The organism is Pseudoalteromonas sp. HL-AS2, assembly GCF_031198805.1.
Classification (GTDB): Bacteria; Pseudomonadota; Gammaproteobacteria; order Enterobacterales; family Alteromonadaceae; genus Pseudoalteromonas; species Pseudoalteromonas nigrifaciens.
The window spans coordinates 1,263,637-1,288,924 of record NZ_CP133571.1 but is presented as its reverse complement, the minus strand read 5'-3'; the positions used below and the strand labels follow the sequence as shown (position 1 = coordinate 1,288,924).

Below are 25,288 nucleotides of genomic sequence, written 5' to 3'. Positions count from 1 at the left end.
GTTTAGGAGGTAATTAATGGCGCATTTTATAGATAGGCGATTAAACGCAAAGAATAAAAGCACGCTTAATCGCCAGCGCTTTATTAGGCGCTATAAAAAACAAATTAAAGAAGCGGTTTCTGATGCGATTAATAAACGCAGTGTCACCGACGCAAGTTCGGGAGAGAGTATTTCTATTCCGCAACGCGATATTAGCGAACCTACATTTCATCAAGGAAAAGGCGGCAATAGAGAACAAATACATCCAGGGAACGATCAGTTCTCTACTGGCGATAAAGTAGAGCGCCCTAAAGGTGGGCAAGGTGGTGGCGCAGGAGGCGGTGAAGCGAGCGACTCGGGAGAAGGCCAAGACGAATTTGTATTTTCGATTTCAAAGGATGAATATTTAGATTTATTGTTTGAGGATTTAGAGCTGCCAAACTTGCAAGAAAATCAGCTCGACAAACTAGTACAAATGAAAACTCATCGCGCTGGTTTTTGCAGCGATGGTATGCCAAGTAATATTGATATTGTACGTTCACTCAAAGGCTCGTTAGCACGGCGCGTGGCCATGAGCGCAGGTAAAAAGCGTTTATTGGCAGAGCTTGAAGCTCAGTTAGTTATTTTACTTGCACAAGCACATCCTGATGAAGCTGCTATTGTGCTGTTAAACAGTGAAATTGAACTAATTAAAAAGCAAATTAAGGCAGTGCCTTTTATTGATAATTACGACTTACGTTTTCGTAATTACGAAAAGCGCCCTCACCCTACCAGCAAAGCCGTGATGTTTTGTATTATGGATGTGTCTGGCTCTATGGATCAGGCCACAAAAGACATGGCTAAGCGCTTTTATATTTTGCTATATCAGTTTTTAACACGCAGCTATAAAGACATTGAAGTGGTATATATTCGCCATCACACGCAAGCTAAAGAAGTTGACGAACAAGAGTTTTTTTACTCCCAAGAGACCGGTGGCACGATTGTTTCGAGTGCCCTTAAACTCATGGACGAAATAATTAAAGCGCGTTATAACTCTGAACAATGGAATGTGTATGCCGCGCAAGCGTCTGATGGTGATAACTGGGCAGACGACACACCGCAATGTGGACAAATTTTGCGTAATAAATTATTAAACGCAGTGCGCTATTTTGCCTATATAGAAATAACCACACGGGCGCATCAAAGTTTATGGCGCGAGTATCAAGACATAACCCAAAGCCATGCTAATTTTGCCATACAACATATTCAAAGCGTTGAGGATATTTACCCTATTTTTAGAGAGCTATTTAAAAAAGGTCGTCAGCAGCAAGGGGCTGCATAGCCTAAGCGAGGTAGTAAATATGAAGGATAAACATATAAGTGATGGCCCAGATTGGACTTTTGAGTTATTGGCCCAGTACCGTGATGAAATAGCCCGTGTTGCACAGCACTATCGCTTAGACACGTACCCTAATCAAATTGAAGTGATCACCGCTGAGCAGATGATGGATGCCTATTCTAGCGTTGGTATGCCTATAGGCTATAGCCATTGGTCATACGGTAAAAAGTTTATTCAAACTGAGCAAAATTATAAACGCGGTCAAATGGGATTAGCCTACGAAATCGTCATTAACTCCGATCCATGTATTGCCTATTTAATGGAAGAAAACACCCTGCCCATGCAAGCACTGGTTATGGCGCATGCTTGTTATGGGCATAATTCTTTTTTTAAAGGGAATTACTTATTTAAAACCTGGACCGACGCCGGCTCAATTATCGATTACCTACTGTTTGCTAAAAAGTACATTAGCCGCTGCGAAGAAAAATACGGTATTACTGAGGTAGAAACCCTGCTCGACTCTTGTCATGCGCTAATGAATTACGGCGTAGACAGATACAAGCGCCCGCAACGTATTTCATTATTTGAAGAACAAAAGCGCCAGCAAGAACGAAAAGACTATCTACAATCACAAGTAAACGAGTTGTGGCGCACTATTCCAGCTCAACAACAAGAAGCTAAAAAGCATGAGCGTCATTTTCCACAAGAGCCACAAGAGCCACAAGAAAATATTTTATACTTTATTGAAAAAAATGCGCCATTGCTAGAGTCATGGCAGCGTGAAATCATTCGGATTGTACGTAAAATATCGCAATATTTTTATCCGCAAAAACAAACCCAGGTGATGAATGAAGGTTGGGCTACATTTTGGCATTATACTATTTTGAATCACTTATATGACGAAGGAAAATTGACTGATTCATTTATGATGGAGTTTTTACAAAGCCACACTAATGTGATTTATCAACCACCTTATAATAGCCAATATTACTCGGGTATAAACCCTTATGCTCTGGGCTTTAATATGATGGTAGACATTCGCCGTATTTGTGAGCAGCCAACAGAGGAAGATAAACGCTGGTTCCCGCAGTATGCTGGCAGTAATTGGCTCGACACGCTGCACTTTGCTATGCAAAACTTTAAAGATGAAAGTTTTATAAGCCAGTTTTTATCACCTAAACTGATCCGTGACTTTAAATTATTTACTATTGTTGATCATACAAATAACCCTCATTTAGAAATAGGTGCTATTCATGATGATAATGGCTATAAAGCAGTGAGAGAGGCGTTATCGGCGCAATATAATTTAAGTAATCACGAGCCTAATATTCAAATCTATAATGTTGATATTAGAGGCGACAGATCTCTTACATTACGTTATGTGCCGCACAATAATATTCCGCTCGCTAACTCACACGATGAAGTACTTAAACATCTTTACCGTTTATGGGGATTTAAAGTAAAGCTAGAGCAAGAGTCGAGTAGCGGTGAAGTTTCTATTCTTAGTCAATGTCCAATAGATGATTATCGCCATACCACGGAGTAAATAATCTAGGTTATGGATAATAGATTTATTAAGCAACGCTGCATACTCGCGTTAACTAACCGATATAAAAAATGACGCTTAGGCGTCATTTTTTATATCGTCAAACATAGTAATACTATTCCTACCATTGTGTTTTGAATTATAAAGTGCTTTATCGGCAGCCTCAATCCAGCGTTCATGGTTTTTAAATTCATTACTATAAGAGGCAATGCCAATACTAACCGTCATACTCACTAGCTGATCTTTGTAAGCCACCGGGGTTGCCGCAATTAGTTCACGTAAACGCTCGGCTATTATCATCGCACCTTGTTTATCAGTATCGAGTAAGGTGATAGCAAATTCTTCACCACCGTAGCGCCCTGCTATATCTGTTTCGCGCAATGTGCCTTTTAGTAATTTTGCAATATGACGCAATGCCTCGTCACCACAACTGTGGCCGTACTCATCGTTCACTTTTTTAAAGTGGTCAATATCAAACATTAATAAAGTACTGCAACCACCACTGCGTTTAGTACGCAAAAACTCTTGGCGTAACGTATGTTCCCAGTGCCCTCGGTTAGCTAGCTGCGTTAAGCTATCGGTTTGACTAACTTGCTCAAGCTTTTTATTTAACTGTTCGAGTTCTTTTTTATTAACGGCTACATCTGTTACATCGTAAATAATAATACATATATGCTCAACATCACCACGGGTATTTGTTAGTGGAATAAAGGTGGCATTTTGGTACATATAATCAGCTTTGCCGGTAATTGGCCGATAGTTTTTAAAACGAAAGATATAAGGTTGCTGTTCCCAAATTGTAAACGAGCGGTTTTTTAGTACAAACACGGATTCAGATTTACTTCTAAACCACTTTTCATCTATTGCGGGAAATAAATCAAATAAGTCTTTGTGTTTAACTGCGCTTGGCAGTAATCCAGAATGATTTTCCATAAAACCATTCCATACACACACTTTATATTCTCTGTCGAGCACCACTAGGCCCACATCAACAGTATTAAACATATCCATTAACCAATGGATTTCATTCATATTTAAATCAGCTGACATAATCGTTAATCTTCTAATAGGTAGGCAACTTTGTACTTCAAAGTTTTTAGTGAGTCTTCGGTAAATAACAACATCAAATCGCAATTTATATTGTGGTTTTCAATACCGTAACTTATCTCGATTGCTAAGGTACGTTGCCAACGTGGTTTGTTAGATTTAACCAGCTCTGATACATCTCTATGCTGACCCAGTACTATGGGATGCCCTTGGCTAAATGTCATATCAAGTTGTTTAGAGAGTCCAGTTAAAATAGCGCCAATAAGTATATTACTGATATCCATTAACAGCTCTAGCTCTACTTTTTCATTGAGCTCACCGTCGTAGTTCATTAGCGATGCTATTTCTTTAAAGCTCGAGTCATTTAAAAGTAGTAATGCTTCCCCTGATACACCGCCGCCTATAAAGCCTTGGCAGATACCCGAGGTTGAGGTGCTGTTATCAATTGAGCGCAGCGCCATATCAAGCTCATTTACTTCTAGAATATTAACATTAGGTATGGGCAGCTTAACAAATACATTAAGTAACCTTGCGAGTAGGTCGCCTGCTTGCCCCATGGCCACGTTAGTAAGCTCTTGGTATATATCTCGTACATCAGGGTCTACCTGCTCACCTAACGAGTGCGCAAGGCGCTCTCGCATTGCTTTGTCTTTAATGCCATGATGTTCAATAATAGTGGCTAGCTTTTCTGCGGAGCAAGGTTTTTGAATAAAATCAATTGCACCTAGCTCTAATACGCGCTCATGTGCCGCCGGCTGAATATCGCCAGAAACCACCACAGTGAGCACATTAAGACCAAGCTCTCGTATCGCTATGAGTACTTCATAACCATCCATTTCCGGCATATTTAAATCAAGAAAAAGAATTTCTGGCTGTATTTTTTTTATTTGGTTTATACAATCTACACCGTCATGCGCAAATTCAATTTTAATATCCCAATCCACTGGTAAAGATCGAGCTAGTTGGCGTCTAGCTAATTTTGAATCATCACATATTAGTACCGATGTTGACATATTCTCTCTCTATTTTGACCCTGTTATAGGTATCAAACTGCATTAATAAAGGTTTAATTATTGTTTTTTATATACATATTTTTTACATATGTATGTTATATCAAAGTATACCTTGTTTACAATTTTTGATTAATAAATAAAAGCATCTACTTCTTCTGCTTGGTGAGCACTTCGCAGTATAATACACTTAACGCTATTACAGCCTGAATCTAAAAGGAAATACCCTATGTTTCGCTCGTTAATTTTTGCATTAAGTGCATTTAGTTCTGTGGCTTTTGCTGCCGATTATACCGAAAACACGCTTGATGCTGGCAAAGTATCCGCACAAGGTAAACCTGTTACTTTATTAGGTAAGGGAGTTGCTGTAGGCGATAGCGCACCAGAGTTTAAAGTGGTCGACGCTAACTTTACCCCTGTTACATTGAGTGCGTATAAAGGCCAAGCCGTTTTGATTAGCGTAGTACCTAGTTTAGATACCGGTATTTGCAGCCTACAAACTAAACACTTTAACGAAAAAGTAGCACAACAATTTCCAAACATAACCATGTTGACCATTAGTAGCGATTTACCTTTTGCGCAAAAACGTTTTTGCAAAGCTGAGAACATAGATAAGGTAATTGTGCTTTCTGATTCGGTATGGCACGACTTTGGTCAGAAGTATGGATTTATAATTAAAGATATGGGGCTACTAACACGCGCTGTACTTATTTTAGATAAAAACCATAACGTGGTTTATAAGCAATTAGTGAGTAACCTTGCAACTGAACCAGAATACGCCAGCGTGATTGAAAAACTAAAGGCACTTTAAATTAACCTAAACTCTGCACAAAAAAACCGCTAAATTTTACATTAGCGGTTTTTATTTAATAGAGGACTGTAAATTAGCCTAATAGCTCACCTAACTGTTTGCTAATAGCATCAACAGCTTGTGTACCATCTAGCTTATGATACTGGGTGTTACCCGCAGCAGCTTCTGCTTGGTAGTAATCAACCAATGGCATAGTTTGCTCATGGTAAATACCTAAGCGTTTACGTACTGTTTCTTCAGTATCGTCTGCACGAATAATAAGCTCTTCACCTGTTTCGTTGTCTTTATCTGCCACTTTTGGTGGATTATAAACAACGTGATAAACACGACCAGAACCTGGATGAACACGACGTCCACCCATACGCTCAACAATCACTTCATCAGCAACATCAAATTCAATAACGTGATCAACCACTACGCCATTTTCTTTCATCGCATCAGCTTGTGGAATAGTGCGCGGGAAACCGTCTAATAAAAAACCATTTTCGCAATCAGCTTTAGTAATACGCTCTTTTACTAAACCAATGATAATATCGTCAGAAATTAACTGGCCTGCATCCATTACTTTTTTTGCTTCAAGACCCAGTGGAGTGCCTTCTTTAATTGCTGCACGTAACATATCACCAGTCGAAATTTGTGGAATACCGTATTTATCCATCAAGTACTGAGCTTGAGTGCCTTTACCTGCACCCGGCGCGCCCAAAAGAATAATGCGCATATCATTGTCCCTTAGTAATAGTTTGTTTTTTGAAGCCTGAATTCTTCCATAAGCGCCGCCGATACTCAAGCAACTTATACTAATTGATAAGTCATTAGCGGGCATATAGCGTATAAAAAAGGGAACTTAGGTTCCCTTTTAACTTAATCTTTAATTTTTTAAACTTATTTGCTTAATTCAAGCATAAGTTTATTTAAGCGAGTTACAAACCCTGTAGGGTCTTTAAGTGTGCCACGCTCTGCAAGTAACGCTTGGTCAAGTAATACATGCGACCACTGTGCAAACTTATCTTCGTCTTGCTCATCATTTAAATGCTTAACAAGTTGATGCTCTGGGTTTAGCTCAAACACAGGTTTTGCTTCAGGAGCGGCTTGACCAACCGATTCCATTAGCTTTTGCATTTGTGAGCTCATGTCGTTGTCATCGCTAACAACACATGCTGGAGAGTCGGTTAAACGATGCGTAAAACGCACTTCTTTAACTTCATCACCTAACGCAGTTTTAATACGCTCTACTAAACCGGCAACTTCTTTTTCAGACTCTTCTTGCGCTTTTTTAGTCTCTTCGTCGTCAAGCTTACCTAAGTCTAAATCACCACGGGTGATTGATTGTAGTTGCTTATCAGCAAATTCTGTTAAGTGGCTCATCATCCACTCATCTACACGGTCACTTAGCAGTAATACTTCAATGCCTTTTTTACGGAAAATCTCTAAATGCGGAGAGTTTTTCGCAGCAGTAAACGTATCAGCCACTACGTAGTATATTTTTTCTTGGCCTTCATTCATGCGCTCAACGTATTGCTCAAGCGATACATCTTGCGTTGCTGAATCGGTATGCGTAGAAGAGAAACGTAATAGTTTACAAATTGCTTCTTTATTAGCTGCATCCTCTGCAGGGCCTTCTTTGATCACTTGACCAAATTCATTCCAAAATACTTGGTAATCGTCCGCTTTGTTTTTAGCCATACGCTCAAGCATTTTAATAATACGCGATGTACACCCTTTACGAATAGCTTGCGTTACTTTGTTGTCTTGTAGAATTTCGCGAGATACGTTAAGTGGTAAATCGTTTGAATCTAACAACCCTTTTACAAAACGTAAATAACTTGGCATGAATTGTTCAGCGTCATCCATAATAAACACGCGTTGTACGTACAGTTTTAAACCACTTTGGCGATCACGATTCCATAAGTCGAATGGCGCTTTTTTAGGGATGTATAACAAACTAGTGTATTCAGTTTTACCTTCTACCTTGTTATGCGCCCAGCTTAGTGGATCTTCCCAATCGTGGCTTACGTGCTTATAAAACTCTTTGTATTCGTCATCTGAAAGCTCTGACTTATCACGAGTCCACAGTGCAGTAGCACGGTTAATACTTTCCCACTCACCTGGTACTGCTGGGATTTTTTCGCCATCTTCCCCTTCAGACTCTGGCACTTCTGCTTTGTACATTTGTACTGGGGTCGAAATATGATCCGAGTATTTAGTCACTATGCTGCGCAGGCGCCACTCATCAGCAAACTCTTTTTCTTCTTCGCGAAGATGTAGAATAATGTCGGTACCACGGCCTTCTTTTTCAATTTCTTGCAGCGTGTACTCGCCTTCGCCTTGAGACTCCCACTCGTAAGCAGTTGTTTCGCCAGCTTTACGGGTGCGAACCGTTACTAAGTCTGCCACGATAAATGCTGAGTAAAAACCAACACCAAACTGACCAATCAACTGCGAGTCTTTACTCTGATCGCCAGTTAAGTTTTTGAAAAACTCAGCAGTACCCGATTTTGCAATCGTCCCTAAAGAGCTAATTACTTCATCGCGTGTCATACCAATACCATTATCTGAAATAGTAATGGTGTTAGCTTCTTTGTCAGCGCTAATACGCACACGTAAGTCAGCGTCGCCTTGGTACAGATCACCTTGTGATAATGCTAAAAAGCGTAACTTGTCTGCTGCATCTGAGGCATTTGACACAAGTTCACGTAAAAATATTTCTTTATTAGAATAAAGAGAATGAATCATTAAGTTTAATAATTGTTTTACTTCTGTTTGAAAGCCTAATGTTTCTTTTTGTGCTGCAGTCATTTATATATCTCCAATTTGCAAAGTGTCTGCGTTATGCACTTAATATGGGGGGAGCTGCTAGAACTTCAAGGGAAAAAATAAAAAAAGTCCTAACCAATATTGTCTTAAAACTAAAACGTACCAGCGCATTGCATATGAATTTGTTCATTGCTTACCGGGTGCTGAAAATACAAATCACTTGCATGAAGCTGTAAGCGCGCTGCCATATGCTCGCTTTGTGCATTGTTATATAAATCGCACCCTAAAATAGGATGCCCTATAAACTGGCTGTGAATACGCAATTGGTGCGTACGCCCTGTAATGGGTGTAAATTGCACTAAGGTTCGCTGTGGTTGCGTTAGGCGCTGCAGCACTTTATATTCACTTACGGCTGTTTTACCTGTGGTTTCGCAGATTTTAACCCGCGGAAAAAGCAGTTTATCTTTTGCTATCGACGCACTAATTTGCCCTTCGTCGTCAATTAACCATCCGTGTAACATGGCTACATAGCGCTTTTTAATTGTACGCGCCTGAAACTGTTTATTTAGGTGCTTAGAAGCCGCCGCGTTTAATCCCACAATCATAATGCCTGATGTACCTAAGTCTAACCTATGCGGTAACTTAGCCTCAGGGTACGCAGCCGTAATACCTGTTTGCCCATTTACCAAACGATAATGCACAGAATCCCAATTGAGCGGATTTTTACCCGACAAACTCAACAAACCACTGGGTTTGTTGATCAGTAAAATGTCTTCATCGTGATAAACAATCTGCACGCTCTGATCACACTGCGGCGCGACAAAGTTATCAATAGCGCAGGGGGTTAAGTGATGAAATTCAGACATAGTCTTCCTAATAACACATAGCGCCACCTAGGCGGCATGTGTCTGGTTCAAAGTAAAGTGAGTAAATTACACCGGTAAAGCTGAGCGCTGATTAGCTGCTCTGCTAGGGATAACACTTGATACAGGGCCATTTATTAAAAGCAGATAGTAACATTTGTCGCTGTAAAATAACCCATGAATTGGTTAATCAGTGTGACTTAATAGGCAAAATGCAGCATAGCTTCAACAAAAAAGCTTTGATCTTTTTCTAAATTCGCTCTGTTACTCATATTTATATAGCTGGTAATCAGTTCAAAAGAGATTTTTTTTGTATACAAATACTGTGTTGTTAAGCTATAAGTATCGGCAATTTTAGCGCCTTTTAATTGCTCATTAGCAATAAATAGACTCCTGCCAGGACCAAAAATATCGCCCTGTTCGTTCACTCTAAATAATCGACGCATATCCAAACTAATATCAAATTTATCAGTAAGTTGAGCTTGCAATTTTGCGCCTATATGTTTGATATTTGTGGTAGAAAATATACCTGCCTCAGAATAATACGGCGCTTTTGCATATAAAGATCGAAAATATCCATCTTCATGCCCTGCCTCACCGCCCGTTGCATAACTTAAAGTAGGGCCAAACTTTAAGTTTGCGAAAGAATACAGCCCAGAAAACTGTGCAAACCATGCTTTAGTATGCTCACTCTTTACTATGCCGGTTTGATGAGCCACGTGAAAAGTGCTACTAAAACGGCCTAATTTTTTACGATATTGAGCTTCAATAGTGTGTCTGCTTTCGTTATTTTCTGCCGTGGTATCGCGGTACCACATGCTGTGCAGCAGTAATTCAGCTGTGCTAAAGTACACACCTGTTATTCTTTCAGAAGATAAATGTTTATCATCAAACACGCCTGTTTTGCTAGCCACAGCATAGCCATGGTATGCATTAATTTGCAGCTGGTTAAGGACGTTATTTTGATACATCACGCCATCGAAGCGCCTTCTTACGTTGGTACCTTCGCGCTTACCTAACAACCTTTGGTCTGCAACTGACCAAACTTGTCGACCTAATTTAATAGCATGATTAGGGCTTGTAACACTCAGATAGCCTTGATGCAGATCAAATTCATTATGCTCAAATGAATATTTTCCTTGTGCAAAAGAGGAATCATACGCAGCAATCGTTTCGAGATAAAATAAGCTATTATTACTAAGTGGCAAATCTGCCTTAAGTAGCAGTCGAGCGAAGTTGGTTGATAAATCAGTATCGGAGAGCTCATTATTTTCAATGTGTTGAAACTTAATACGTCCTTCAACGGCAACCTCAGCCAAAACACAACTACTAAGTAAAAGTAATAGTAAAGACAAACCATATCGAGTCATTTAACTTTCTCCGCACGCGACGACTAGCTAAGCTAGCTCATCAGTTAAACCTAAAGAACCACAATAATTGGTTATCTTTATTGTGTAGCTAAACGGATATTAATTTATTCCAGCCAAGCTATTTACGGTATCGGTGTTGTTTACACTAATTTTTTTGCAAACACAGCTGAAATTATAAGTGATTATTAAAAAGATCAATATTATAAAAAATAGCCTGTTACACTCTACTCACGAGAACGTAATGCCATTGTGCGTATAATTCTTACTCAAACAGTAAATTACTCGAGGTTTTCAGCTAGTAAAAGCGAATGACATCCCAGATAGCACCTACCAATAAAGCATTAAACACTGAGCACTCCTAATAGAGCCTTAAGGTATAAAATGATAAAAACGATAGCTTATTAAGTGCAGCAATCGTTGTGGCGTTAGTTTCAGCCACGGCTAATGCGAGCAGCGCATATGGATATGGATATGGATATGGAGTGAACTACCCAGCGACTAAAGATCACAGGGTTTTCTCGTTAAGTAATCGATAAAAATGCAGATCGTATTGCAGCAGGAACAAGTTTACTTGGTTACGATGTATATCGTACAAGCGATATACAGGGTAAATCTGATGGGTTTACTAAGATTAATGAGGCAATGATTGCTGCTAAAGGTTTGCAGATTGCCCAAGTGAAAAGTCGTCACCATTACGCGTTAACCGATACACTGCTATTAACAGAGAGAGTTATTAAACGTATAGTTCGTCACTCTAGTTATAGTCCAATCTCAGCGGTTGCTTAGTCAGCCTATGTAACCTGAGCTCCGGATAATAAACTTAAATATAACTATGATTCAATACGTGAGTAAATCTCTTAACCAAAATTTATCCTAAGCGTCTTACGCGGTTATAATGCTGTTAATTAAAGCGAAAATTAATCAGCCCACACAACATAAGTTATGTGGGCTGATTTAGTTATTCAAATAGCCGTGCTAGTTCAGTCTTGTGTTACCGCTCGTCTGCCACTAAAGGCATGCATTAACGTTGTCCCGTCGACTAAGTCAAGCTCACCACCTACCGGTATGCCATGGGCAATACGCGAGGCACCTACTTTGTATTTATGACAAAGCTGGGCAATATAATGTGCGGTGGTTTCGCCTTCAACCGTAGGGTTGGTTGCTAAAATCACCTCATTTATACCGCTTTGAGCCAGCTTTGTCTCTAAAACATCTAGGCCAATTTCTTTAGGGCCAATACCATCAATAGGCGATAAATGCCCCATTAATACAAAGTACAACCCTAAATATTGACCCGTTTGCTCTATAGCAAGTACGTCGCTTGGCGATTCAACAACACATAATATGCCGCTGTCTTGGCGTTTAGTACTTAAACAAATATCGCACTGCGACTGCTCGCAAAAAGTGCGACATGACTCACAATGACCAACCGCCGTCATAGCTTTTGTCAGTGCATTGCCAAGTTGAGTGCCCCCTTTACGGTCGCGCTCTAGCAAGTGAAAAGCAATTCGTTGCGCTGACTTAGGGCCAATGCCCGGCTGACAACGCAATGCTTCTATAAGCTGAGTTAAACTAGCTGAAAGTTGCATATAGGCTTAAAACGGCATTTTCATACCTGGTGGTAATTGCATACCGCCAGTTACTTTACCCATACGCTCTTGTGTTTCGTCTGCTACACGGCGTACAGCATCGTTACATGCAGCTGCAAGTAAGTCTTCAATCATGTCTTTGTCGTCTTGCATTAAGCTCTCATCAAGCTCTACGCGACGAACGTTGTGATTACCTAGCATAGTTACTTTAACTAAACCGGCACCGGCTTCGCCTACAACTTCTAATGTTGCAATTTCGTCTTGGGCTTTTTGCATGCGATCTTGCATTTGCTGCGCCTGCTTCATCATGTTACCCATTCCACCTTTAAACATAACTTTCTCTCTTTCTTTTTTAATACATTAACTAGGTTACTAAATAAGGGCTGTTGTAATAAATTACAATGCCTGAATGCTGTTTTCGTCAATTTCGGCGCTAAATAGCTGCTGAAATTGTACTATATTATCATCTGAGGTGATCACATCTATTGCTTGCTGATGACGACCTGCATCAATTTTTTGCTGAATTAAGTAAGGCGAATCAATCACCCCTTTAGCAAAATTAATACTCAGTGTTACATTGTGCTCATAAATACTGGATAACGCCGCATCAAGTCTTTGGCGTAGCATGGGCGTATCTAAATGTTTTTGTGATTCATCAACATCTATATGCAAATTATTGCCTTGCTTAGTAAAAATAGAGTGCAACGCAAACTGGCGCATACGCCCGCCTAATCCCATGCGTTTAATTAAATATGCCCACTCGTCTTGCTGATGCGCAAAGCGAATTTCGCTTATTGGGCTTTGAAAATCATCAGGCGCTGGAATGCTAGGCTGCGCTACAACAACTTCGGGTACTTTTTGCGGGTTAATTTGCTCAAGTAACTCAGGGGCTAAATTTTCGGTAATTGTTTGGTGCTTTGCTTTAAAGTCTATTTTTCGCTCAGGCTTTGACTCAAACTGAGCTTGGCTTGCTGCCTTGTTTTGGCTCCCCGCTAGTGGGAGCTGTGGCTTTTTTTCGCTCTCACCTGCGAAATCATTAGGCCACGGCGGCGGATTATCTGCGTGTGTTTGCTGCGCATTATTGTTAGCTCTACTGTGATTAATTGCATCGCTATTTGTTGTAACATTTTGCTCATTGCTGTTACTGCTATTAGCTGTAAAACGACTCGGGCGAGTGTTAGCAGAGCTTAAATTTGCTGTATTTTGCTGCTCCGTCTCTTTTGCATTTGAGAGCTTACCCGCACCCGATATATTTCTATCTCTTAAAATACGTGCAATAGCAGATTGCGCTCGCGCTTCTTGTTCGCTAATTGAGGTGTCTGTTGCTTGGCTTTGCTGAGCTTGCGCTGCCATATTTGTTGCAGGGTTAAACCCTTGATCAACCGCACTACTAATAACATCATCAAACTGTGCAGCTAATGAGTGCTCTAAATTACTTTGCTGTAAGTAGGCTTCATCTTCGCTTTGACGCTGGGCTTGCTCGTCAGTAACGTCATTTGTATGCTGATGTTGCTGAGTTACTAATTGCTCACTCGCCGCTTCATTTGGCACAGCCGACACAATTGTTGGCTCTACTGCTTGCTCAACTGCTGGTACCGTAGTTGAAACCTGCTGCGTTGTACTAGAGTTATTATTAAGTGGATCGGGCGCTACGTTTTGCGGCTCTGATAGCTTAGCGACCTCAGCTGGTTTTGGCTCAATAATTTGTGGTTGCGTTGTATCATTATTTTGAGCTGTGCTTGGTAGCGGTTTACTTTTATTTAAAATATCACGTAAGGCACTGGCCTTTGTCGTATTACTTTGCATCGGCTGTGTATTTACAGCTACTGGTTGCTGACTTTGTGTATCAATTGGTTGAAACGCTAACAGCCTCAGCATAATCATTTCAAAGCCTAAACGAGGCTCTGGCGCCCATTGTAGATCTTTTTTACCGTTTAACAGTAGCTGATAGTAAATTTGAATTTGCTGTGGATTTGTATTTTGAGCAACATGCGTGATGTAATCGGCATTTGTTTCATCAAGGGCGGCAGCTTCAGGCACTAATTGGCTTAACTGTGTCAAATGCGTTAATGCAATTAAATCATCTAGTAAGGCCACATAATTAGGATTTCTGCTAGCAACATTAGCTACTTCTTTCATTAGCGCTGCGCCATCTTGGGCAAGTAACGCGGCTAGTAAACTTTGGCTATAATGGGAGTCCATTAAACCAAGCATAGTTTGTACAGCTTGGTTATTAATATCACCATTAGTTTGCGCTATAGCTTGATCGGTTAAGCTAAGTGCATCTCGCATACTACCGTCTGCGGCTTTGGCAATAATACGCAAAGCATCGTCGTCAAAGTTCAGTTTTTCATGCGTCAGTACGTGTTCAAGCTGAGTTTTTATTTCACTTTGCGATAACGCATTTAAGTTAAATTGTAAGCAGCGAGATAATATAGTGACAGGTAGCTTTTGTGGATCGGTAGTCGCAAGTAAAAACTTCACGTGCTCAGGCGGCTCTTCCAACGTTTTTAGTAACGCATTAAAGCTGTGCTTAGAAAGCATGTGAACTTCATCGATTAGGTATACTTTATAACGGCCCCGTGTAGGCGCGTATTGTACGTTATCGAGTATTTCGCGAGTATCTTCTACTTTAGTGCGCGAAGCTGCATCTATTTCGAGTAGGTCAATGTAACGTCCTGCTTCTATATCTTTACAGCTACTACATTGACCACACGGATTTGCCGAAATGCCTTCATCACAATTTAAGCTTTTAGCAAAAATACGCGCTATTGTGGTTTTACCCACACCTCGGGTTCCAGTGAATAAATAAGCGTGGTGCAGTCTATTTTGCGTTAGCGCATTAACCAGCGCTTGTTTAACATGAGACTGTCCAACCAATTCATGAAAGGTTTGTGGACGCCATTTTCTCGCTAGAACCTGATAACTCATCGATTACTCGCCTTCGAATTCAACCAATTTTAGGATTTTAATACCCATTTTTGCGATACGCTTTTCACCACCAAGCTCTGGTAATGAAACAACAAATGCTGCATCAGTGGCTTCGCCACCTAATTTTTGCACTAATTTAATGGTTGCTTCAATAGTACCACCGGTTGCTAGTAAGTCATCCACAAGCAATACTTTGTCACCTGGAACGATAGCATCTACATGCAGTTCTAATGTGTCTTCGCCATATTCAAGTAGGTAGTCTTGACGAACAACTTCACGCGGCAGTTTGCCAGGCTTACGCACTGGAATAAATGGAATACCCAAAGCATAAGACAAGGGTGCACCAAAAATAAAACCTCGTGATTCAGTACCAATAATTTTGGTAAAGCCCTGATCTTTATATGCAGCAATAAAAGCATCGATAGTCGCTTTAAATGCATCTGGGTTTGCCATTAGTGTCGTTACATCGCGAAACATAATGCCCGCTTTAGGGTAATCAGCAATAGTAGTTATGCTGTTTTTGATAATTGCTGGTGTTACTTGAGTCATAATTTTAACTGCTCAATGGTTTATATTACAAAGCAGCTGATTATAACCTTAAGTGACCTTTGATTGCGAGTTTGACGTTATTATAAAAGGTGTTTTAACCGTTTCAGGCGAGGGGAAGTTTTATAAATAAGGCTGTTGGTAACAACAGCCTTGAGATAAATAATTAAGATAACACAGCAAACCAGCCAACAATTGCATTTAAGCAACCAATACCTACAAATATAGCTACGAAGCCAAAAAAGTACGCTGCATTGAACGGATCTTTAAATTCTTTATCATCTGACATTTTTACAACCTTTTATTAAGCACGACACATAAGGGCGTCATAATAAACGATGTAAAATAATCTATAAAGAGCTTAAGCTTGATTTTTTGTCACTATAATCCCAAGCTCAGCCATGGCACGTAAAGTAACAAGTGCGCCTTGGGCAATTTGTGCAGCGCTAAACTGCACAGCATGGCGGGTTACTTGCTCGCAAATAGTATCGAGTATCAAACCATCATGCTCACTTATAATCGATAATAACAAGGCTGTCATAGCATTAGTTGTTAAAAATTGAACTTCATCATCGCCATCGCGATATACAACAAAATAATTTGGCTGTGCTGATGGTTGTTGCGGCTGAAACTGTGTACTTATTGTTTGCACCGCAAATTGGTAACTTAAATTACGTGCAGTACTTGATAAGTACAAACGCGCAGAAGCAACCTGATCAGACGCTATGAGTTGCTCATTTTCAGCCTGCTGTGTAATAGCTACATCTAATTCAATCCATTCATAATGGGCAAGCTCGAGCATAAATGGCGGATCATATTTTTGCATCTCATAATTACTTGATAAATAATTAATGAACTCCCCTGCTATATCTAAAAAATACGGTGAGTGACAATCATATTCACTAAAAAATCGGCGAATAAGCATTTGCCATTGTTTATCGCTGTATAAGGTTTTTAACACCGGAAAACCTGACGAAATAAACCCAACAATATTATTAAAAAATAAATCGCGGTAAATCGCCATGCGTCTATCTTCAATCCCTTGCGGCTTTTTATTTTGGCTGGGTTTGCGAATATGCGCCATAAATTCGTTTTGTATTTCAATAAAGCTCATAACTAAATACTCCTTTTGCAGGCACTCTAGGTTCAGACATGCTTATTAAGCTCGCTGTTTGATTAATGATTTATCAAGGTATTTTGCTTGCAGGTTATGAATAATATCTAGCTCTTTGGTTAATACATTAATGGTCGGTATATTAAAATCTCGCTCGAGCAGCGTCGAAAATACACCGTGAGTTTGGTACGCTTTATCGAGTAACTGCCAAACTGGGTCAATTACATCTGCACCATGAGTATCTACAATTAGATCATCTGCTTCATTGTAATGCCCAGCTACATGGCCGTAAGCAATGCGCTGTGTAGGTAATCCGGTTAAAAAGGCTTCGGCGTCATAACCATGGTTTACTGAGTTCACATAAATATTATTCACATCGAGTAACAGCTTACAATCAGCTTGCTCTAAAATAGCATTAGTAAACGCCAGCTCTGACATTTGCTGCCCAGGGGCTGCGTAATAAGACACATTTTCTATAGCAATTTGGCGCCCTAATATATCTTGTACTTGTTTGATACGCGGCACTACATGAGCAATCGCTTCTAAAGTAAACGGAATAGGCATTAAATCGTACATATGCCCAGTGCCAGAGCAGTAACTTAAGTGCTCGCTGTAAATTTTTACATCATGTTCATCAAAAAACTTTTTTAGTGATTTTACAAATTCAATATCAATTGGCGCAGTTGAGCCAATTGAGAGCGATAAGCCATGACAAGCAAAACTATTAGCACTGGTTAATGCTTTAAATTGTTTTTTAAAACGCCCACCTAATTTCAGCCAATTTTCTGGAGCAACTTCCATAAAATCGACTTGTTTAGGTACATGCATTAGTAACTCGTCGAGCATTTCTCTGCGTAAGCCTAAACCAACCATACCTAAGTCAGTATTTATAATTTGTGTCATAACCACTCCCAACAAAAAGGGCCAACCGGCCCTTTATTCTATATGGTATTAAAGTATTTAACCTGAAGTAAAGTTATTCTACTTTAATAAATTTTAATGACCGCCACACTTACCTTCACCGCACTTGCCTTCTTTTTTGGCTTTTGCATCTACGCCACTTTTAGCTTCGCCACATTTGCCTTCTTTTTTAGCTTTTGCATCTGCGCCACATTTAGCTTCGCCACATTTGCCTTCTTTTTTAGCTTTTGCATCTGCGCCACATTTAGCTTCGCCACATTTGCCTTCTTTTTTAGCTTTTGCGTCTGCGCCGCATTTAGCTTCGCCACATTTGCCTTCTTTTTTAGCTTTTGCATCTGCGCCGCATTTAGCTTCGCCATATTTGCCTTCTTTTTTAGCTTTTGCTTCGCCGCCACATTTACCTTCGCCACACTTACCTTCGGTAGCATCTATTTGATAGCCGGTAACCATTTGTTGAAACTCAAAAGGATTGGCTTGCACATCCACAGATACAAAGTTTGCAGAGCCAACAACAACTGCACCTAGTGTTAACGCGATTGAACTTTTTTTGATTGTATTCATTATATGACTCTCTTTTTAATAAGATTGTATAACCAAAGAATTGGAAAATACGAGTATGTATTTAAGTAGACCTGTATAAAAATAAAAAATTTCATTTTAGTTTAATTAATTGTAAACTTTTTGGCTAAAGTAACTATGCGCGGTAATTACGGATTTATCAATTTATGATTAACGGTTACACTACACATCCCTTTATTTAGCCATAATTAATCTTTCTATGAAACTTGTTTTAGCACCGATGGAAGGTGTTGTTGACTTCAAAATGCGCCAACTTCTTACCAATATAGGTGGTTTTGACTTATGTGTGACTGAGTTTGTGCGTGTTGTTGATGCTTGCTTACCTGATAAAGTTTTTTATCGTTACTGTCCTGAACTTAGCAATAATGGCCTCACTAGTGCTGGTACACCGGTACGCATTCAGTTATTAGGTCAAGTTGCAGGTGCGCTTGCAGAAAATGCAGTTAAAGCAATTAGTTTGGGCTCCCATGGCATAGACCTAAATTTTGGCTGCCCTGCAAAAACTGTTAATAAAAGTAAAGGCGGAGCTGTACTGCTTAAAGATCCCGAGCACATGTATGAAATAATTAAAGCGGTAAGAGACGCCGTTGATAGCAAGCATCAAGTGAGTGCAAAAATTCGTCTTGGTTTTGATGATGACAGTAACAGCCAAGAAATAGTAGATGCTGTTGTCAGCGCTGGTGCAAGTAGTATTGCAATTCATGCTCGCACTAAACGTGATGGCTATAACCCACCTGCTTATTGGGAAAAGATCCCACCTTTAATTAAAGATAAAAATATTGCGGTTGTGGCCAATGGCGAAATATGGCAAGTAGAAGATGCTATGTTGTGCCAAAAACGCAGTGCTTGTACCGACTTAATGCTTGGTCGTGGTGCGTTATCTCATCCCGATTTAGCAAAAAAAATTAAAGCAAATATAAATAATGAACCTTATGTAGGGCTCGAGTGGGAGCATATTCTTTATCATTTAATAAATTCTGCTATTCATCACGACCCGGCTAAAGATGAAAAGTACTTTGCATCGCGTACTAAGCAGTGGCTAGGTTACTTAAAACGTCAGTACCCACAGGCAATAACATTATTTGACGAGATCCGCCGGTTAAAGGCCAAAGAAGATGTCGCAGAGGTACTAAGTAAGTATGCCAAAGCGCCACAGTTTGATGCAAATCATAACGCGTAAGTAAATCTACCTAGATAATACCCCTATTGCTCAATGCTAATTATAAAGGGGTTATACACGATGCAACATCAGCAAAGGTTAATTAATGAAATAGAGGAAGTAAAATTAACTATATTAAACTTACTTTCTCAATCAGCGCATCTATCTCATCAGCATTTATTATCTTTATTAACGCAAACAGCCAATGCAGAGTGGCTCGATTTGGCGGCGCAAAAACTAGGCCCCGAATACGATGAATATATTCAACGAATGACCACTTTAGAGGCTGCTGTGAGTCAAATTGAGATAGGTCAGTACGGTTATTGCTGTGATTGTGAAGAGCCTATAACCACAACATTACTCGAATTAGATCCAGCTACACAACGTTGTGAACAGTGCGCTAAATAAAGCGCACATTGAGCAACGTTAAGTCGCTGGAGCAGTTAAAGTAATTGCTGAGCAAAGCTAAATGCCTGCCCAGGGTAAAGCACTATATTTTTAACTAATCTTGTTGCATCTATTTCGCTAATGTTTAAACGCTTTATTAAGTTAACCTTTGCCTGTGGCAAGGTCCACGCATGAATATGCAACCCAACATCAGTTTCCATCATTGCTAACATTAGCGTTTTTTGCTGCGCTAAAAGTGATTTGTTTTCAGCTATAGCGGGTAAGTTTCTAAACCCCGACAACCAGTCTAAACCTGGTACCTCTTTATCCCCATTAGTAAATTGCACCAAAAATGACTGTGGATAAATTTGGCTAACCTCCTGATTAACTGGCTGTGTACTTTCTTCTTTTAACTGCTTATTTATAATAGTAAGCCACTCTAGCGGAGAGTGCACTGTACCACTAAAATAGTTTAGCTTACTTTGATACCACTCACTGCCATTAGCTAAACCATATAGCCCGACACTTCCTCTGGGGCTATATTGCACTAAATAATCTTTTAAAATATTAAGTTGAGCTAATAAGCTATTGGGTATGTTTTTATCGTTTAGTGCACTAAGCACATAATTTTTTATTAAATTGTGTTCAATTTTATTCAACTTTAAATTGCTTAATTGCGCACTTTCTAGTTGTCGCTGCACAAATTCAAGCCAATTACTTATATTTTGATAGTCACTTTCTGAACTTGCTAAGTTAAGTAAATTAACTAAAACATTTGTATGTGCTGGCCAGGCAAAGTAACGTTCAGGAAAACGCTCTGCAATAACAAGATAGTTAACCTGCTCAGTTTGCTGCTTGGTTAGTTGCATTTGCATTAAGCTTTGATAAATAGCGTGGCGTTTTTTTAAATACGCATCTGTAAAAGGCAATTGCTCACCACGCAGCCCTGCGTGTTTACTATTTTTTGGCTGATATAAAGCTAAGTTAAGCGATTTTAATGCGTGCTGCGCTTCATCAAACGATGTGTACTGCTGTGGTTGCTTAGAGCAAGAGGCCAAAAATAGACAAAGTAAAAATGAAAAAATAAGCGTTTTGTTCATGTTCATCCCAATAAAAAAAGCCCCAATGGGGCTTTTTAAAAATTGCTAATATACATTAAAAATTAAATTTTAACACCGTTGCGAGCGGCTTTATCTTTAATATATGTAGCCCAACCTTTTGCAAACTTACGCGTGCGAGGGTCATCCATAGCTTTAGTAATTGCAGCATGTGCTTGCTTATACTTAGCTTGGTAGTAGTACGCTTCAGCTAAATCTGAATAAATAGTGCCCTTTTTATCAGAGCCTAACTCTAGTGCTTTGTTCAAACGAACAACTGCAGCGCTAAAGTTTTCAGATTGTAAAAGTAACGAACCGGCTTTGCGATAAAGCTCAGCATCGTTATCAAATTTTGCAGCTTCTTCGTAATACTTAGCGGCTTTTTCAATATCTTTTGAACGATGGTAGTTACTAGCAATTGCACTGATATTTTGCTTAGTGCGTTGTACTTTTTCTTCTTTAACACCTTTTTCAAGCGTTAATGCTGCTTTATAAGGTATTTCGTTTAAAGAATAAAAGTTAGCTAGTACTTTGTATTCAACTTCGTTCTCAAAGTAACCGTTTTTGTATGCAACTTCCATAGTTGCTAGGCCTTTTTTGTAGTCTTCAGTTTGTAAGTAATACTTACCTAAGCCTACCCAAGATTTTTTATCATCTGGCCATACACGAACGATTTCTTCTGCAACTTGAACCATATTTTGATACTGCTTTTGTTCAAAATATGAAGCTAGCTTAAGTTGGTAAGGAGCTTTTGTAGGCTCTTTTTCAAGCTTAATCGCTTTATCTGCAGGTTCTATAACATCCTTAAACTGTTTAAGTTCGTAACTTGCTTGCGCAATACGAGTATAAACTTTCGGATCTTCTTCACCTGTAAAGTCCATCCAATCAGCGTAGGCTTTTTTTGCAGCACTATATTGCTCAGTACCTGCATACATATCACCTAAGGTTTTTAAACCCTGTGCTTGATCGGCAAAGTTTAATACATCTGGTGCAATCGCTGCTTTCATATACTTAATGGCTGTTTTGTATTGCTCTTTTTGAGCATACATACTACCTAAGTAACGATTTACAGTTGCTTTGTCAAAATCGTTAGACGGATCTAACTCTTTAAGTAAAGCAAGTGCACCATCAACATCATCTTCATTATACAAGTCAAACGCTTTAATTACCTTTTTACCAGTACGCTCGCCCATGATTTTAGTTTTTGCTTTTTTACGCTCTTCAATTTTTGCGTAATTTGGCGCCGCTAAAACAGGTGCAGTCAAAGCTGCACCCGACACAGACATAAGAATTGCAAGAGCAGTTACTTTAGATAAATTTCTCATTACTCGCCTCCTTAGTTGCCTTGGTTAAGTTTAAAGTCTAATTGAACTTGTAAACCAACTTGTCTTTGTGGTTTACCGTCAATAATTTTAGGACGGTACTTCCACTTGCGCAATGCACGTTTAGCTTCACGGTCAAAGACACGTTTCGGGTCAGCGTCAATTACATCAACGTCAACCACGCCACCTAACTCATCGATAGTGAACGAAAGTTGAACCCAACCTTCTCTACCATCACGTGCTGCTTGCGTTGGATATTTTGGTTCAATTCGAACGATAGGTGTCGCATCACCATCTCGTCCAAATGCACCCGGACCACTTAGTCCACCTGCCGTGCTTCCCACATCGATGCTTGGCATATTAAATGACAATCCACCAGGATTAGGGTTGTTATTTTCCGGCTGTGGCGGCTGCGGTTTAGGCGGCTGCTTAGGCGGTGGAGGAGGCGGAGGCGGAACACGCCTTCTTTCCTGCACCTTAGATTCAGGCGGATTCGTCATTATTTCGACTATGATCTGCTCTTTTTGTTCAGTATTACGGTCAGCCCCACCAGAGATGAGGAATGCCATGAAGTAGAACAAGCCGAAAGTAACTGCCCCACCTGCAATCAGTGAAAACAGAAAACGAATCATTACTGATCTCCAGCGATTGAAATTCTTAGGTTATCACCCGTCGCTTTAATCTGGTCCATCACTTTAACTACCGTGCCGTGCTTAGCTTCTTTATCAGCTTGTATAATCACAACTTCGGTAGGTTGCTCTGCTAATAAACTTTCAATTTTTGCTGAAATACGTTCAACATCAATTTGTTGTTTATCAACCCAGATTTCGCCGTTACTACGTATAGCAATAAAAATGTTAGCATTTTTTTGCTTAGTAGCTTGGGCAGCTTTTGGTTTATTGACCTCGATACCAGCCTCTTTAACGAACGATGTAGTTACGATAAAGAAAATAAGCATGATAAATACGATGTCAAGCATCGGCGTCATATCGACCGCTGCTTCTTCTTCTTCACGAAAACGTTGTTTACGTGCCATATTTAATTCTCTCTCTAGTGATGAGGCATGTTATCTACAAGTTTGGCTTTCACCATTTTAGCTTTTGTCTCAAGACGTGAGCTAAAAAACACTCCAGATAGTGCCGCAACCATTCCAGCCATTGTTGGGATTGTTGCCATTGAAATACCTGAGGCCATTAATCGTGCATTACCAGTACCTTGACTAGCCATGGTTTCGAAAACCGAAATCATACCCGTAACAGTACCTAACAAACCTATTAAAGGACAAACAGCTACTAATGTTTTAATCAACAACATACGCTGATCTAATTTTTCAGACGCTTCAGAAATCCATGCTTCACGGATTCTGTGTGCGTACCAAGACGTAGTGTCTTGGCGGGCATCCCACTTTGCAATAATTTCTTGCGATAAACGCGGAAACTCTGCAAGTAAGAACCAATAGCGCTCAATCATTAAAACCCACATCAGAAAGAGTGCTATCGCGACCACGTATAAAACCTGGCCGCCTGTGCCAACAAAATCCCTGATAGATTCCCATATCTCCATCAGGACTAGCATTAGGCTTTCTCCTTCTCCGCGTGAGTCGCAACGATACCTGCGCTTTGCTCATCTAGGATGTGTAATACCGACTTACTACGACCAGCTACAAGTGCGTGAAGTAGAATTAGTGGTAGTGCAGCAATTAGACCTAGCGCTGTAGTTACAAGTGCTAGAGAGATATTACCAGCCATGATCTTCGGATCGCCCGTACCGAACAATGTGATTGTTTGGAACGTTAATATCATACCGATTACTGTACCTAGTAGACCAAGTAATGGTGCGATTGCAGCAAGGATCTTGATAATGTTGATACCAGCTTCGATGCGTGGCGTTTCACGAAGAATCGCTTCATCAAGTTTAAGCTCAAGGTTTTCAACATCTTGATTCTTGTTGTCATGGTACACTTTAAGAATACGACCCAATGGGTTATTTGTATTCGGTGTAGCAACATTTTTAAGTTGGCTCTTAATTTTGCTTGTAGTAAGCGTAAGGTCAACAAAACGAATTAGAGTAATTAACATACCTAAAGCTAACAACGCAGTAATTATGTAACCTACTACGCCACCTTGATGGAAGTATTCCATAAGTGTTGCTTTTTGAGTGTTAATACGCAAAATCGCGCCACGTGTTGGATCCACATATACACCAGCATAGTTGTCAGGTGATGTTTTTTCAAGGTCTGCAATACCGTCTAAAATGTAGCTATCAGGCTGCTTACCAAGTGGTTGAATCGACTTTGTTTCTGGTGAATAAATTAAGTAACCGTCATCTGTAACTAAGTTAAAGTTACCAATACGTGTTACTTTTTTCATTGACGGGTTACCGTCAAGACCAGCAACTTCAGTTTCAAAAGTAGAAACTTTAGCAGACTCTGTCATTTCAGTTTGAAGTGAAATCCAAAGCTCTTCTAACTCACGAACTGTAGGAAGCTCTTTAGCCGCAGCTAATGAACGTAATACTTCAGCACGACCTGGCTTTTCAGCACTTACTAATGACGCTTCGATAGAACCGATAGCATCTTGAGCTGCACGACGTACAACACCAAACATTTCACCAAGTGTACCTTGAGCATTTTGTAGTGCTTGCTCTTTCTCAGCTAGCGTGTTTTCGTTTTGTGCATACTCTTTAGTTAAACGATCGCCACGTGACTTTTCAGCAACTAATTGGCTTTTCGCTTTATTAAGTAATGATTGCTTGTCAGCACGTTCTGATAAGAACTCTTGCTCACGTTGCTTATTAATTTTACCTTCAGAGATACGCTCTTGCTTTACTTGCTCAAGAATTTTATCTAATGCATTCGTATTTGCGTGTGCATTAAGCGCGGTACCTGCAGAAACAGTTAGTACTGCTGCAACAGCAAAACCTTTAAATAGTTTCTTCATTATTGA

Annotated in this window: 25 protein-coding genes; 5 read left to right on the top strand and 20 right to left on the bottom strand. The window is 39.8% G+C overall.

Annotated features, from left to right (window positions below):
* Positions 1 to 16 precede the first annotated feature (16 nt).
* Positions 17 to 1,300 (top strand): YeaH/YhbH family protein, encoded by a 1,284-nt coding sequence (locus RB215_RS06180; RefSeq protein ID WP_309217029.1) that lies wholly within the window; start codon positions 17 to 19, stop codon positions 1,298 to 1,300.
* A gap of 19 nt (positions 1,301 to 1,319) precedes the next feature.
* On the top strand, positions 1,320 to 2,843 hold the full coding sequence (locus tag RB215_RS06175) for a SpoVR family protein (protein WP_309217028.1): 1,524 nt from the start codon (positions 1,320 to 1,322) through the stop codon (positions 2,841 to 2,843).
* 78 nt (positions 2,844 to 2,921) lie between these two features.
* On the opposite strand, the gene RB215_RS06170 is transcribed toward RB215_RS06175, so the two are convergent.
* Together RB215_RS06170 and RB215_RS06165 are read right to left on the bottom strand one after the other, a co-directional pair.
* On the bottom strand, positions 2,922 to 3,893 hold the full coding sequence (locus tag RB215_RS06170; RefSeq protein ID WP_011327895.1) for a diguanylate cyclase: 972 nt from the start codon (positions 3,891 to 3,893) through the stop codon (positions 2,922 to 2,924).
* 5 nt (positions 3,894 to 3,898) lie between these two features.
* Positions 3,899 to 4,903 carry a response regulator gene (locus RB215_RS06165; RefSeq protein ID WP_011327894.1) on the bottom strand — a complete coding sequence of 335 codons (1,005 nt, stop codon included), beginning with the start codon at positions 4,901 to 4,903 and terminating at the stop codon, positions 3,899 to 3,901.
* A 226-nt stretch (positions 4,904 to 5,129) separates the two neighbouring features.
* On the opposite strand from RB215_RS06165, the gene tpx reads away from it, so the two are divergent.
* A complete protein-coding gene (tpx, locus tag RB215_RS06160; RefSeq protein ID WP_011327893.1) occupies positions 5,130 to 5,711 on the top strand; it encodes a thiol peroxidase in 582 nt (193 codons plus the stop codon).
* Between the two features lie 73 nt (positions 5,712 to 5,784).
* On the opposite strand, the gene adk is transcribed toward tpx, so the two are convergent.
* The 12 genes from adk to RB215_RS06100 form a co-directional block, all read right to left on the bottom strand.
* The gene (gene adk / locus RB215_RS06155; RefSeq protein WP_011327892.1) at positions 5,785 to 6,429 is read right to left on the bottom strand and encodes an adenylate kinase; all 645 of its coding nucleotides are present in this window, start codon (positions 6,427 to 6,429) and stop codon (positions 5,785 to 5,787) included.
* A 164-nt stretch (positions 6,430 to 6,593) separates the two neighbouring features.
* Entirely contained in the window at positions 6,594 to 8,507 is a 1,914-nt protein-coding gene (gene htpG, locus RB215_RS06150) for a molecular chaperone HtpG (RefSeq protein ID WP_086993345.1), read from the bottom strand.
* Positions 8,508 to 8,617: 110 nt separating this feature from the next.
* Positions 8,618 to 9,331, bottom strand: coding sequence for an RluA family pseudouridine synthase (locus RB215_RS06145; RefSeq protein WP_011327890.1), 714 nt, complete (start codon positions 9,329 to 9,331; stop codon positions 8,618 to 8,620).
* Positions 9,332 to 9,528: 197 nt separating this feature from the next.
* Positions 9,529 to 10,698 (bottom strand): alginate export family protein, encoded by a 1,170-nt coding sequence (locus RB215_RS06140; protein WP_309217026.1) that lies wholly within the window; start codon positions 10,696 to 10,698, stop codon positions 9,529 to 9,531.
* Between the two features lie 980 nt (positions 10,699 to 11,678).
* Positions 11,679 to 12,287 carry a recombination mediator RecR gene (recR, locus tag RB215_RS06135; RefSeq protein ID WP_182679204.1) on the bottom strand — a complete coding sequence of 203 codons (609 nt, stop codon included), beginning with the start codon at positions 12,285 to 12,287 and terminating at the stop codon, positions 11,679 to 11,681.
* Between the two features lie 6 nt (positions 12,288 to 12,293).
* On the bottom strand, positions 12,294 to 12,620 hold the full coding sequence (locus RB215_RS06130) for a YbaB/EbfC family nucleoid-associated protein (RefSeq protein ID WP_011327886.1): 327 nt from the start codon (positions 12,618 to 12,620) through the stop codon (positions 12,294 to 12,296).
* Between the two features lie 63 nt (positions 12,621 to 12,683).
* A complete protein-coding gene (gene dnaX, locus RB215_RS06125; RefSeq protein ID WP_309217025.1) occupies positions 12,684 to 15,218 on the bottom strand; it encodes a DNA polymerase III subunit gamma/tau in 2,535 nt (844 codons plus the stop codon).
* Between the two features lie 3 nt (positions 15,219 to 15,221).
* On the bottom strand, positions 15,222 to 15,767 hold the full coding sequence (gene apt, locus RB215_RS06120) for an adenine phosphoribosyltransferase (RefSeq protein ID WP_011327884.1): 546 nt from the start codon (positions 15,765 to 15,767) through the stop codon (positions 15,222 to 15,224).
* 163 nt (positions 15,768 to 15,930) lie between these two features.
* On the bottom strand, positions 15,931 to 16,053 hold the full coding sequence (locus tag RB215_RS06115) for a hypothetical protein (RefSeq protein WP_011327883.1): 123 nt from the start codon (positions 16,051 to 16,053) through the stop codon (positions 15,931 to 15,933).
* A gap of 72 nt (positions 16,054 to 16,125) precedes the next feature.
* Positions 16,126 to 16,878: a DUF2063 domain-containing protein gene (locus RB215_RS06110; protein ID WP_011327882.1), complete on the bottom strand. Its 753-nt coding sequence runs from the start codon at positions 16,876 to 16,878 to the stop codon at positions 16,126 to 16,128.
* A gap of 45 nt (positions 16,879 to 16,923) precedes the next feature.
* Complete coding sequence (locus RB215_RS06105; protein WP_086993388.1) at positions 16,924 to 17,751, bottom strand: DUF692 domain-containing protein; 828 nt, start codon at positions 17,749 to 17,751, stop codon at positions 16,924 to 16,926.
* Positions 17,752 to 17,874: 123 nt separating this feature from the next.
* The gene (locus tag RB215_RS06100; protein WP_309217024.1) at positions 17,875 to 18,360 is read right to left on the bottom strand and encodes a hypothetical protein; all 486 of its coding nucleotides are present in this window, start codon (positions 18,358 to 18,360) and stop codon (positions 17,875 to 17,877) included.
* 217 nt (positions 18,361 to 18,577) lie between these two features.
* Here RB215_RS06100 and RB215_RS06095 point away from each other — a divergent pair, with 217 nt between their 5' ends.
* A complete protein-coding gene (locus RB215_RS06095) occupies positions 18,578 to 19,558 on the top strand; it encodes a tRNA-dihydrouridine synthase (RefSeq protein WP_086993336.1) in 981 nt (326 codons plus the stop codon).
* A gap of 60 nt (positions 19,559 to 19,618) precedes the next feature.
* Positions 19,619 to 19,945, top strand: a complete 327-nt coding sequence (locus RB215_RS06090; RefSeq protein ID WP_309217022.1) for a conjugal transfer protein TraR — start codon at positions 19,619 to 19,621, stop codon at positions 19,943 to 19,945.
* 35 nt (positions 19,946 to 19,980) lie between these two features.
* Here RB215_RS06090 and RB215_RS06085 read toward each other — a convergent pair whose 3' ends face one another.
* The 6 genes from RB215_RS06085 to RB215_RS06060 all read right to left on the bottom strand — a co-directional run bounded on the left by RB215_RS06085 (position 19,981) and on the right by RB215_RS06060 (position 25,282).
* On the bottom strand, positions 19,981 to 21,024 hold the full coding sequence (locus RB215_RS06085) for a hypothetical protein (protein ID WP_309217021.1): 1,044 nt from the start codon (positions 21,022 to 21,024) through the stop codon (positions 19,981 to 19,983).
* A 62-nt stretch (positions 21,025 to 21,086) separates the two neighbouring features.
* Positions 21,087 to 22,346: a lipopolysaccharide assembly protein LapB gene (locus RB215_RS06080; protein ID WP_011327876.1), complete on the bottom strand. Its 1,260-nt coding sequence runs from the start codon at positions 22,344 to 22,346 to the stop codon at positions 21,087 to 21,089.
* A gap of 11 nt (positions 22,347 to 22,357) precedes the next feature.
* Positions 22,358 to 22,975 carry an energy transducer TonB gene (locus RB215_RS06075; RefSeq protein ID WP_011327875.1) on the bottom strand — a complete coding sequence of 206 codons (618 nt, stop codon included), beginning with the start codon at positions 22,973 to 22,975 and terminating at the stop codon, positions 22,358 to 22,360.
* Entirely contained in the window at positions 22,975 to 23,379 is a 405-nt protein-coding gene (locus RB215_RS06070) for a biopolymer transporter ExbD (RefSeq protein ID WP_007583867.1), read from the bottom strand. Before RB215_RS06070 ends, RB215_RS06075 begins: the two co-directional genes overlap by 1 nt.
* Positions 23,380 to 23,393: 14 nt before the next feature.
* Positions 23,394 to 23,918, bottom strand: a complete 525-nt coding sequence (locus RB215_RS06065; RefSeq protein WP_011327873.1) for a MotA/TolQ/ExbB proton channel family protein — start codon at positions 23,916 to 23,918, stop codon at positions 23,394 to 23,396.
* Positions 23,918 to 25,282: a MotA/TolQ/ExbB proton channel family protein gene (locus RB215_RS06060; protein WP_011327872.1), complete on the bottom strand. Its 1,365-nt coding sequence runs from the start codon at positions 25,280 to 25,282 to the stop codon at positions 23,918 to 23,920. Before RB215_RS06060 ends, RB215_RS06065 begins: the two co-directional genes overlap by 1 nt.
* Positions 25,283 to 25,288: the final 6 nt, after the last annotated feature.